Origin of the sequence: Burkholderia sp. Cy-637, from assembly GCF_011753175.1 — a bacterium.
GTDB classification, from domain to species: Bacteria; Pseudomonadota; Gammaproteobacteria; order Burkholderiales; family Burkholderiaceae; genus Burkholderia; species Burkholderia gladioli.
This window is the reverse complement of sequence record NZ_VWWC01000206.1, coordinates 1-10448: the sequence shown is the minus strand read 5'-3', so window position 1 is coordinate 10448 and position 10448 is coordinate 1. Positions and strand designations below refer to the sequence as shown.

The following is a 10448-nucleotide window of genomic DNA, read 5'->3' as shown; positions in this document are numbered from 1 at the left end:
GGCCCGGGCGGCTGCCCCGGCGCGCCGTGGCAGGCCACGCAGGTGGCCGCGTAGCGCCGCGCGCCGGCGGCCAGGTTCGCCTCGCTCATCAGGTCGGGCGGGGCGACGATGCCTTGCGCGTGGCGGTGCAGCGAGTGTTCGTAGGTGCTGTGAAGCGCCCAGGCGACCAGCGGGTCGTGAGGCGGGATGGCCGAGACGTCGTAGTAGCCGGAATAGATGAGGCCGAGCGCGCCGGCCGCGCCGGCCAGCGCGGTGGCCGCCAGCGTCAGGCAGACGGTCTTGAGCGGGAAGCGGGAAGTGGACATGGGCACGGCGCTCAACGGGAGAGGGCCGGTGCGTCGCCGTTCTCGACGCCGCCGTCATGCGTTGCGCTCGCCACGCTCGTCACGGCGGGCGTCGTCGAGGCATGGCCGTCGGCGGCGTTCGCCAGCGCCGGCGGCGCTGGCGTCGCGGCCACTGCCGTCGCGCCGCCCGGCGCCAACCGCGCCTCGGCGGCCTGGATGTCGACCGGGAATTCGAGCGGCTCGCGCAGCGGATCGAAGCCGGCCTGCTCGACGCGCACCAGCTCGGCCCGCACCTGGGCGCGGCTCGTTTGCGCGTGGCCGGCCTGCGAATAGCAGGCCAGGCACGCGGCCAGCAGCGAGGCGGCGCGTGCCGCCCGGATCGGGAATCGCATCATGGGCTCCTTGCCCGCCCACCATGGGCGAGGCGGCTGCGTCGGGGTGGTCGACGGCGGGCCGATGAAGGCGATTCTGGCCGCGCGCGCGTCGCGCGATGCTGACGCGTTCATTACCGATTTGTCATCTTCGCGGCGCCGGGCCGCCCGCGCGGGGCGCCGCCGGCCCGCGCCGATTACATTTTCGTCATCCGCGCGCGAGGCCGGCCCGGGCGGCGCGAATCCCGGTACCATCGGCGCGTATCAACCTGGTGGGAGCGCGCGGTGCGAATCCTGGTAGTCGAAGACGAGCCGAAGACGGGCGCCTATCTGAAGAAGGGGCTCGAGGAATCGGGCATGAGCGTGGACCTGGCGACCGACGGCGCCGACGGGCTGCTGCTCGCCGAGGAGGAGCCCTACGACGTGATCGTGCTCGACGTGATGCTGCCCGTGCTCGACGGCTGGGCGGTGCTGCAGCGGCTGCGCGCGAGCAAGGCCACGCCGGTGCTGTTCCTGACCGCGCGCGACGATGTCGAGGACCGCGTGCGCGGGCTCGAACTCGGCGCCGACGACTACCTCGTCAAGCCCTTCGCCTTCGTCGAGCTGCTGGCCCGGGTGCGCACCCTGGCGCGCCGCGGGCCGCCGCGCGAATCGGAATGGATCGCGATCGGCGACCTGGAGATCGACGTGCTGCGCCGCCGCGTGCGGCGCGGCGCGACCCGCATCGAGCTGACGCCGCGCGAGTTCGCGCTGCTGCACCTGCTGGCGCGGCGCCAGGGCGAGGTGCTGAGCCGCACGCAGATCGCCTCCTACGTCTGGGACATGAACTTCGACAGCGACACCAACGTGGTGGACGTGGCGATCCGCCGGCTGCGCGTGAAGATCGACGACGAGTTTCCCGTCAAGCTGGTGCATACCGTGCGCGGCGTCGGCTACGTGCTCGAACTGAAGGACGAGGCGCCCTGATGCGCGCGCGTTCGCTGACGGCCGCGCTCGCCGTCGCCTTCGGCGCGATGACGCTGGCCGTGTTCGCGCTGGTCGGCAGCTACGTGTACCTGCAACTGGACCGGCAGGTCAGCGAGCAGAGCGACCTCGACGTGGTGCTGGCCGCGCGCCATGCGCGGCGCCTGGCCGAGGAACTGGCCTCGGCCGGGGACGTGCGCGCGCATGCCGAGCGCCTGAGCAGCGTGGTGTTCGGCAACAACGCGCTGTCTTTCGCGGCCGCCGCCGAGGACGGGGAACTGCTGGCCTCGCGCAATCTCGCGATCACCTTGCCGGGCGATCCGGCCGCCGCCGCGCAGCGGCCCGATGCGCGCGAGCTGGATGCCGGCGAGGACGAGCCCGCGCCGAAAGCGGCGAGCGGCGCCGAGGCAGGGCCCGGCCCCGACGCGCTTGGGCTGGCCGCGATCGTGCCGCGCGGCACCCCGCATGTGGACCCGGCCGCGCGCATCGTCGGCACGCAGATCGTCGCCTGGGCCACGCGCGGCGGAATGCCGGTGCACGGCATGGTGGTCGACGCGCGGCTGCGCGACGGCACGCGCGTGGCGCTGGTGCTCGCCCGCAACCTGCGCGACGGCCGCGCGCTGCTGGACCGCTATCGCGACACGCTGTGGCTGGCCGGCGGGGTGGGCGCGGCGCTCTCGATGCTGGTCGGTTATGCCTTGATCCGCCTGTCGCTGCGGCCGCTGCGCGGGGTGGTGGCCGATACCGGCCGCATCACGGTCGACCGGCTCGATACGCGGCTCGACGCGGGGCGCGTGCCGCGCGAGCTGGCGCCGCTGGTCGAGGCCGTCAACGCGATGCTGGCGCGCCTGCAACGGGGCTTTCGCCAGCTCTCGCAGTTCAGCGCCGACCTGGCCCACGACCTGCGCACGCCGCTCAACAACATGCGCGGCGCCACCGAGGTGGCGCTCGGCCGGCCGCGCACGGCGGCCGAATACGAGGCGCTGCTGGAATCGAACCTGGAGGAATACGAGCGCCTGTCGCGCATGATCGAGAACGTGCTGTTCCTCGCGCGCGCCGAGCATCCCGGCTTCGTCACGCATCGGCGCGACTTCGAGGTGCGCGAGGAACTGCTGCGCATCGCCGGTTATTTCGAGGGCCTCGCCGACGAGGCCGGCCTGCAACTGCGGGTGGAAGGCGGCGGGCGGCTGAGCGCCGAGCTGGAGCTGTTCCGTCGCGCGATCGGCAACCTGCTGGCCAATGCGCTGCGCTACACGCCGCGCGGCGGCGAGATCCGGCTGGCCGCGAGCGAGAGCGCCGAGGCGCTGACCATCAGCGTGAGCAACCCCGGCGAGCCGATCGCGCCCGAGCTGCTGGAGCGCATCTTCGACCGCTTCTATCGCGCCGATCCGGCACGCAGCCGCCAGGCGCCCGGCACCGGCGGCGTGGCCGGGCTGGGCCTGGCGATCGTGCGTTCGGTGATGGAGCTGCATGGCGGCACCGTGTATGCCGAGAGCGATGCCGGCGGCACGCGCTTCGTGCTGACGTTTCCGCGCGAGAGCGCAGCCTGAGCCGACAAGGCCGCGCGAGGCGCCAGGCGATCGAGGCTCGCGCGCCAACGCGATGCGCATCGGCGCCGGCGCGCGCCGCACGTCCGCTCAGGCCTCGACCGCGCGCTCGAAGTCCGGCGTGCGATACAGCTCCTCGGGAATCTCGCCGAGCCGCGAGGGATGCAGCTTCGGCCCGAGCCCGTAATACTCCTGGAAGCTCATGATCAGCGGGCGCCACTTGTCGGGATCGATGCGGTTCGGGTGGCCGTCCATCAGGATCGCGCGGTCCACGTGCACGCGCGTGATGCGCGCTTCCAGGATCGCGATGAAACCGGACATCGGGCCTTCGGCGTCGTAGGCGTGCTCGTCCTCCAGCACGGCTTCCAGTTGCACCGGGCATTCGGCCACGCGCGGCGCGAGCACCGTCTCGGCAGGCAGGGCCGTCAGCCCGGCCACGCCGAACTTGTCCTGCTCGTGGCGATAGCCGCGCTCCAGCTTGTCCTGCGGCACCGGGTTCGAGCCGGTGGTGCGGGCCAGCCGGTCGACCGCGCCGACCAGTTCCGGCGAGGGCAGGTTGACCACCAGCTGCCGCGTGCGGCGCAGGTTCTCGGTGGTCTTCGAGCTGCCCTGCAGGCCGAGGAAGCAGCGCCAGCCGAGCCAGAACACCGAGGACATCGGCGCGAGGTTGTGGCTGCCGTCGGCGTTCACGGTGGCGAGCAGGGCGACGGGCGTGCCGAAGTAGAGGATCGAGGGATGGGCGGTGACGTGCATGACGGATTTCCTGGGTGGGTGGTTGACGGTTCCCAGGATGCCGGGCGGCGGCGCCCGGCGCGCTCCGGTTCTTGCCGTGCAATCGGGCATGAAACGCGCCCCGATCCGGCAAACCCGCTTCGCGCTCGCGGGCACGCCGGATGCTTCGTGCCAGGCGAGCCCGGCCTCGCGTGCGGGTGCGTCGGCGCGAGCCGCGTTCGGCGCCCCTGCATCGCGGCACGGCTCCATGCGAGGATGCGAGGTCGATCGGCGTCCGCGGCCCGGCATGCAGTGTTTCTCGGTCTTTCCAGCCAGCGGCCCTGACGTCGCCGCCCACCCGTGCACCGCACTCGCCATGCGAGGCGGCCTACCTGCGGAGATGCAACGATGCCCGATCCCGCCAATCCCGATTCCTCTTCCCCGGCAGCCCGGCCGGCCGCGCACGATGCGCTCGGCCACCTGCTCGACAGTCTTCACCAGCATGGTTTCCTGCGCGTCGCGCACGACTTCGTCGATACCAACAGCCATATCGCCGGCATGCTGTCCGGCCTCGACCAGCCGGTGGTGCAGAACGGCATGCAGAACCTGCTCGTGCTGCTGACTGCCTTGTCGCGCATCCCGCCCGAGCAACTGGAGCGCACCGCGCTGGCCGCCGGCGATGCGATCCGGCATGTCACGAGCTGGCAGCCGGCCGCGCATCACGACACGGCGCCCGGCGTGACGGGCGCGTATCGGCTGCTGCACGACGAGGCGCTGTGGCAGGCGCTGATGCCCTTGCTCGAAGCGCTGAAGGTATTCGCCGAGGGTCTGTCGCGCGGGCGGCCCGTCGCGAACGGGACCTGAGCGACGCATGCGGCTCGGGTGACATGGGCGGGTCGGGCTTTGGTGATGCCGCTGCCCGACCACGGCCGCCGCCCCTGCCTCGCGCGCGCGGCGCGGCTCAGGCGCGGCGCAGTCCGTCGTAGAGCCCGCGCTCGAAGCGCCCGTAGAGATCGACCACGCGCGCGTCGTAGAACGGCAGCATCTGCGTGAACAGCGCCCCCGTCACGCGCTTGGCGGGATCGATCCAGAAGTAGGTGTTCAGCAGCCCGGCCCAGCTACCCGAGCCGGCGCCGCGCCCGTGCGGCCCCGGCTCGCTGTTGAGATCGAAGGACAGCCCCCACTTGTGCGTCGCGCCGGGGAACTGGTCGAAGCTGTTCGACCAGGCCGGCTGGGCCGTCTTCATTTCGCGAACCTGAAGATCGCCGATCTGGTTACGGAACATGCTCGCCACGGTGTCGGGCCGCAGCAGCCGCTCGCCGCGCCAGGCGCCGCCGTTCAGCAGCATCTGCAGGAAGGCGAGGTAGTCGCGCGGGGTGCTGAACAGCCCGCCGCCGCCCATGAAGAACTCGGGCCGCTGGTTGGTCTCGAAGGGTTCCGGCGTCAGCGAGCCATCGGCCTGGCGCCGATGCAGGGTGGCGACGCGGCGCTTCTGCGCGCTGCCGATCAGGAAGCCCGTATCGCGCATGCCGAGCGGCGCGAAGATCCGCTCGCGGAACGCCACTTCCAGCGACTGGTCGGTCACCGCCTCCACCAGCTTGCCCACCCAATCCATGCCGATGCCGTATTGCCAGCGCTCGCCCGGCTCGAATTCGAGCGGGGCCGCGAAGGCGCCGTTCAGCGAGTAGCCGATGTCGGGCATGCCCGTGACCTGTTCGTAGCGGCCCAGCGCCTCGCTCCAGATGCTGTAGGTATAGCCCGAGGTATGCGTGAGCAGGTGGCGCACCGTGATCGCGCGGCGCGCCGGGCGCAGCCTGGGCTGGCCGGCCGCGTCGAAGCCCTCCAGCACCTGCGGCGCCTTCAGTTGCGGCAGGATCTCGGCGGCGGGCTGGTCGAGCGCGAGCCGGCCCTGCTCGATCAGCTGCATGCAGGCGGTGGCGGTGATCGCCTTGGTCATCGACAGCATCCAGAACACCGTATCGGGGCCGATCGGCTCGCCGGCCGCGTTGGCCGGGCCGCGCGCGCCCTGGTAGGCGAGCCCGCGCTCGGTGGCGGCCATCGCCACCACGCTCTTGAGCGTGCCGTCGTCGACGGCTTCTTGCAGGCAGGCGTCGAGCGCCGCGCGCGGCGAGGCGCCCAGCGAGCGAGTGTCGAGCGGCGCGGCGGCGCTCGCTTCGGCGGCGCGCGCCTCGCGGTTGGCCAACCGGCCCAGGCTCGCGGCGGCCAGCAGGCCCGAGGCGCCTTTCAGCCATTGTCGGCGGGGGATTCGTGTGCTCATGGGAGGCTCCGTGTCGAATGCGGATCGGGTAGGGATATCGAGGCGCATTCTGGCGAAGCGGGGCGGTGCGTGAACATGGCCTGCGCGGCAGCAGACTGGTGCGCGGCGCTCAGCAATCGGGGCCGGCGCTCGGGCGTGGACGGTACAGTCGAATAGTGCGTTTTTGGTTCTTTTTCTTGACCTTCGGCCGCCGCAGAATGAGGCCCTGAGTTCAAGGAGAACCCCGTGAAAACCACCCCCATCCTGATGTCCGCGCTGCTGGCCCTGGGCGCCGCGCTGGCGGGCCCGGCCAACGCCGCCACCGCCGAAAGCGGCTCGGCCGCCGGCGCGCCCGCCGAAACCGTCAAGCCGAATTTCTCGCATGCGCTGCCGAACCTGCCCGGCAAGTCGTTGACGGCCGTCGAGGTCGACTACCCGCCCGGCGGCGCCTCGCGCCCGCATCATCACGCGCATTCGGCCTTCATCTATGCCTACGTGGTGTCGGGCCATATCGCCAGCCAGGTCGACGGCCAGCCCGAACGCGTCTACGGCCCCGGCGAATCCTTCTACGAAATGCCCGGTGCCCACCACCAGGTCAGCCGCAACGCCAGCGCGAGCGAGCCGGCCAGGCTGCTGGCCGTGTTCGTGGTCGACAGCGGCGATGCCCCCCTCACCATCAACGATCGATAGGAGTCTCGAATGTCCCAACGTCTCGATTACCGCAAGGCCTCCCCGGCCGGCACCAAGGCCCTCGGCGGCGTGTACGCGCATATTCTTCAATGCGGGCTGGAGGAGCGCCTGGTCGATCTCGTCTACCTGCGCGTCAGCCAGATCAACGGCTGCGCCTACTGCATCGACATGCACACGCGCGATCTGCTGAAGAAGGGCGACAAGCTCGAGCGCGTGGTGCTGGTGCCGGTGTGGCAAGAAGCCGGCGCGCTGTTCGACGAGCGCGAGCGCGCGGCGCTGGCCTGGGCCGAGAGCGTCACCCGCGTATCGGAAACGGGCGTGCCCGATCGCGCGTTCGAGGCCGCGCGCGCCGTGTTCGGCGAGCAGGAACTGTCGGATTTGACCATCGCGATCGGTCTGATGAACGCCTACAACCGGCTCGCGATCAGCTTCCGCGCCGTGCCGCAGGCGGTGGTCGACGCGGCGCGCTGAGCCGGGTCCTCATTTCGGATCCGCGGCGTCGCGCGCGGCAAGCCGATAGCGCCGCAATATCTTCACGAAATTGCGCACCGTCGGCGAGGCCTCGCGCGGCCGATGGATCAGCGCGATGCCGGTGGCCAGCGGCCGCCCCTGCAGTTCGTGGAAGCTCACGCCGTCCACCTGCACCTGCCGCATCGAGGCCGGCACCACCGCCACCCCGAAGCCTGCCGACACGAGATTGCCGGCCGAGGAGATCTGCGGCGATTCCATGCTGATCGCCGGCGAGAATCCCGCGGCGTGGCAGGCGCCGAGGATCGAGTCGTAGAGATTCGGGCCGATCCCGCGCGGAAAGATGATCAGCGGATCGGCGGCCAGGTCGGCCAGCGCGACGCGCTTGCGGCGCCCCAGCCGGTGCCCGTTCGGCAGCACCGCGATCATCTCCTCGTCGGCCAGCGGCTCGACGATCAGCTCGCCGCATTGCAGCGGCATGCGCACCATCGCGGCGTCGATCCGGCCCGCCGCCACCTTCTCCAGCAGCGCCACGCTATTGCTCTCCTCGCAGGCCACCTGCACGCGCGGGTAGGCGTGGCGAAAGCGCTGCATGGTCAGCGCGATCGCCGGATGGAACACCGTTGAGCCGGCGAAGCCGAGCGACAGCCGCCCGGTCTCGCCGCGCCCGGCGTTGCGCGTCTCCACCAGCGCGCGCTCGGCATCCTCGACGATGCGCCGCGCGCGCTCGTGCAGCAGGCGCCCGGCCTCGGTCAGCTCGACGCGGCGTGGATGGCGCACGAACAGGCGCGTGCCGATCTCGCGCTCGAGCTTGAGGATCTGCTGGCTCAGCGGCGGCTGCGCGATGCCGAGCGAGGCCGCCGCCTCGGTGAAATGCAGATGCTCGGCGACGGCCAGGAAGTAGCGGAGCTGGCGGAATTCCATATCGATTTCGTCTCCAAATCGCGTTATCGAGATATTGGACTAATGATGGAGGCGATTCTAAGCTTTCCTTCATCGGCCAGGCGCATCGCACGGCCTCCCAGACACGGAGAACATCATGACGGCAGCACCCGTAACCGGTTCGGACCTGCGCAAGCCAGGCGGCGAGACGCTGCTGGCGGCGCTGCGCGGCATCGTCGGCGGCGGCCAGGTGCTGACCGGCGAGGCCGCCACGCGCCGCTATCGCACCGGCTACCGCTTCGGCTCGGGGCGCGCGCTGGCGGTGGTGCGGCCCGGCTCGCTGGTCGAGCAGTGGAAGGTGCTGGAGGCCTGCGTGGCGGCCGGCGTGATCGTCATCACCCAGGCTTCGAACACGGGGCTGACCGGCGGCTCGACGCCCGACGGCGACGATTACGACCGCGATATCGTGATCGTCAGCACCACGCGCATGAAGACGGTGCACCTGATCGACGAGGGCCGCCAGGTGGTCTGCCTGCCCGGCGCGACGCTCGACCAGCTCGAGCAGACGCTCAAGCCGCTGGGCCGCGAGCCGCATTCGGTGATCGGCTCCAGTTGCATCGGCGCCTCGGTGTTCGGCGGCGTCTGCAACAACTCGGGCGGCGCGCTGGTGCAGCGCGGCCCCGCCTACACGGAGATGGCGGTGTTCGCGCGCGTCGATGCGAGCGGCCGGCTGCAGCTGGTGAACCATCTCGGCATCGAGCTGGGCACCGATCCGCTCACGGTGCTCGATCGCATCGAGCGCCGCGATTTCGGCGAGGCCGAGATCCGCCACGACGCGGGCGCCGCTTCCGACCACCATTACGCCGAGGAAGTGCGCGAGATCGACGCCGATACGCCGGCCCGCTACAACGCCGATCCGCGCCGGCTGCACGAGGCTTCGGGCTCGGCCGGCAAGCTGATGGTGTTCGCGGTGCGGCTCGACACCTTCCCCGTCGAGCAGGGCGCGAAGGTGTTCTATATCGGCACCAACGATCCCGCCGAGCTGAGCGAGATCCGCCGCCTGGCGCTGCGCGAGCTGCCGCAACTGCCGATCTCGGGCGAGTACCTGCATCGCGACGCCTTCGACATCGCCGAAACCTACGGCAAGGACACCTTCCTCGCGATCCACTATCTGGGCACCTCGCGGCTGCCGGCGCTGTTCGGCCTGAAGAGCCGCTTCGACGCGATCGCCGGACGGCTGCGCTTCCTGCCCGCGCATCTGAGCGATCGCCTGCTGCAGGCGGCCAGCCGCCTGTTCCCGAGCCACCTGCCGGCGCGCATGAAGGCCTATCGCGAGCGCTTCGAGCATCACCTGATGCTGAAGGTGCAGGCGGGCAGCGTGGAGGCCGCGCGCGAACGCCTGGGCGCCTATTTCGCCAAGGCCGGCGGCGAGTTCTTCGAATGCACCGAGGAAGAGGGCGCCAAGGCCTTCCTGCATCGTTTCGCGGCGGCCGGCGCGGCGGTCCGCTATCGCGCGATTCATGCGAAGGAAGTGGAGGACATCGTCGCGCTCGACATCGCGCTGCGCCGCAACGATCGCGACTGGGTCGAGACGCTGCCCAGGGAGATCGACGACGAGATCTCGATCAAGCTCTACTACGGCCATTTCCTCTGCCATGTATTCCATCAGGACTACATCGTGCGCAAGGGGCGCGACTGCCTCGACCTGGAGCATCGCATGTGGAGCCTGCTCGACGCGCGCGGCGCCGAATATCCGGCCGAGCACAACGTCGGCCACCTGTATCGCGCCAAGCCGGCGCTGGCCGAGTTCTATCGCGAGCTGGACCCCTGCAATTGTTTCAATCCGGGGATCGGCCAGATGTCGAAATTCGCCAATTATCGCGAGCCCGAGGCGCGCCACGAGGCGGCGCTGCCGTAACAAAACAAAAGAGCTTGCAAGACGCCGCAAGACACCTGTCGATTCACCAACCCGTCGCCGCCAGATCATTACAATAGCGGGCGACGTGGCCGACCCGGCCGCCGTTCCCAGCGTGCCGACCGGATCGCGCGCCGCCGGAATCTTTCCGCGGCCCGGCTGTCGAACGCCCGATCCGCCGGCAGGCGCGTCGCGAGGCCAGCGCCGCGCGAACCGCCGGCGCCGTCGGCAGGCCGGCGGCGCGCGAGCGGCCGGATGCGCCAGCGGTGGGTGACCGCGCGCATCACGATCCATCCGAGAGGCGACGGTTGCCGGGCGCGCGCATGCGAAGCCGGCCGCTGGTATGCGAAACGACAAGAC

At 70.8% G+C, this 10448-nt stretch carries 11 protein-coding genes; 6 read left to right on the top strand and 5 right to left on the bottom strand.

The annotated features are described in order from the left end of the window. Both F3J10_RS31530 and F3J10_RS31525 read right to left on the bottom strand, forming a co-directional pair. Positions 1-305: cytochrome c (locus F3J10_RS31530; protein WP_167243740.1), on the bottom strand; the 305-nt coding region annotated here is incomplete at its 3' end. A gap of 11 nt (positions 306-316) precedes the next feature. After that, complete coding sequence (locus tag F3J10_RS31525; protein WP_167243739.1) at positions 317-679, bottom strand: DUF4148 domain-containing protein; 363 nt, start codon at positions 677-679, stop codon at positions 317-319. 261 nt (positions 680-940) lie between these two features. On the opposite strand from F3J10_RS31525, the gene F3J10_RS31520 reads away from it, so the two are divergent. Next, the gene (locus tag F3J10_RS31520; protein WP_013691532.1) at positions 941-1621 is read left to right on the top strand and encodes a heavy metal response regulator transcription factor; all 681 of its coding nucleotides are present in this window, start codon (positions 941-943) and stop codon (positions 1619-1621) included. After that, positions 1618-3168, top strand: coding sequence for a heavy metal sensor histidine kinase (locus tag F3J10_RS31515; protein WP_167243741.1), 1551 nt, complete (start codon positions 1618-1620; stop codon positions 3166-3168). The genes F3J10_RS31520 and F3J10_RS31515 overlap by 4 nt, the downstream gene beginning before the upstream one ends. An 87-nt stretch (positions 3169-3255) precedes the next feature. Here the strand turns inward: F3J10_RS31515 and F3J10_RS31510 are convergent, their stop codons facing one another. Further along, positions 3256-3918: a flavin reductase family protein gene (locus tag F3J10_RS31510; protein WP_025099191.1), complete on the bottom strand. Its 663-nt coding sequence runs from the start codon at positions 3916-3918 to the stop codon at positions 3256-3258. Positions 3919-4284: 366 nt separating this feature from the next. Here F3J10_RS31510 and F3J10_RS31505 point away from each other — a divergent pair, with 366 nt between their 5' ends. After that, positions 4285-4740: a hypothetical protein gene (locus tag F3J10_RS31505; RefSeq protein WP_167243738.1), complete on the top strand. Its 456-nt coding sequence runs from the start codon at positions 4285-4287 to the stop codon at positions 4738-4740. Between the two features lie 97 nt (positions 4741-4837). Here F3J10_RS31505 and F3J10_RS31500 read toward each other — a convergent pair whose 3' ends face one another. After that, entirely contained in the window at positions 4838-6154 is a 1317-nt protein-coding gene (locus tag F3J10_RS31500; RefSeq protein WP_167243737.1) for a serine hydrolase domain-containing protein, read from the bottom strand. A gap of 246 nt (positions 6155-6400) precedes the next feature. Between F3J10_RS31500 and F3J10_RS31495 the strand changes: the two genes are divergently transcribed. Both F3J10_RS31495 and F3J10_RS31490 read left to right on the top strand, forming a co-directional pair. After that, positions 6401-6823, top strand: a complete 423-nt coding sequence (locus F3J10_RS31495) for a cupin domain-containing protein (protein ID WP_043278468.1) — start codon at positions 6401-6403, stop codon at positions 6821-6823. 9 nt (positions 6824-6832) lie between these two features. Then, positions 6833-7294, top strand: coding sequence for a carboxymuconolactone decarboxylase family protein (locus F3J10_RS31490; RefSeq protein WP_167243736.1), 462 nt, complete (start codon positions 6833-6835; stop codon positions 7292-7294). A gap of 9 nt (positions 7295-7303) precedes the next feature. On the opposite strand, the gene F3J10_RS31485 is transcribed toward F3J10_RS31490, so the two are convergent. After that, on the bottom strand, positions 7304-8215 hold the full coding sequence (locus F3J10_RS31485; RefSeq protein WP_025099196.1) for a LysR family transcriptional regulator: 912 nt from the start codon (positions 8213-8215) through the stop codon (positions 7304-7306). A 115-nt stretch (positions 8216-8330) separates the two neighbouring features. Between F3J10_RS31485 and dld the strand changes: the two genes are divergently transcribed. Next, on the top strand, positions 8331-10091 hold the full coding sequence (gene dld, locus F3J10_RS31480; protein WP_166916785.1) for a D-lactate dehydrogenase: 1761 nt from the start codon (positions 8331-8333) through the stop codon (positions 10089-10091). Positions 10092-10448 lie beyond the last annotated feature (357 nt).

Coding starts and splice junctions, on each gene's coding strand:
- F3J10_RS31525 (WP_167243739.1), bottom strand. CDS start 679: ATGATGCGATTCCCGATCCGGGCGGCACGCGCCGCCTCGCTGCTGGCC.
- F3J10_RS31510 (WP_025099191.1), bottom strand. CDS start 3,918: ATGCACGTCACCGCCCATCCCTCGATCCTCTACTTCGGCACGCCCGTC.
- F3J10_RS31505 (WP_167243738.1), top strand. CDS start 4,285: ATGCCCGATCCCGCCAATCCCGATTCCTCTTCCCCGGCAGCCCGGCCG.
- F3J10_RS31500 (WP_167243737.1), bottom strand. CDS start 6,154: ATGAGCACACGAATCCCCCGCCGACAATGGCTGAAAGGCGCCTCGGGC.
- F3J10_RS31495 (WP_043278468.1), top strand. CDS start 6,401: ATGTCCGCGCTGCTGGCCCTGGGCGCCGCGCTGGCGGGCCCGGCCAAC.
- F3J10_RS31490 (WP_167243736.1), top strand. CDS start 6,833: ATGTCCCAACGTCTCGATTACCGCAAGGCCTCCCCGGCCGGCACCAAG.
- F3J10_RS31485 (WP_025099196.1), bottom strand. CDS start 8,215: ATGGAATTCCGCCAGCTCCGCTACTTCCTGGCCGTCGCCGAGCATCTG.
- dld (WP_166916785.1), top strand. CDS start 8,331: ATGACGGCAGCACCCGTAACCGGTTCGGACCTGCGCAAGCCAGGCGGC.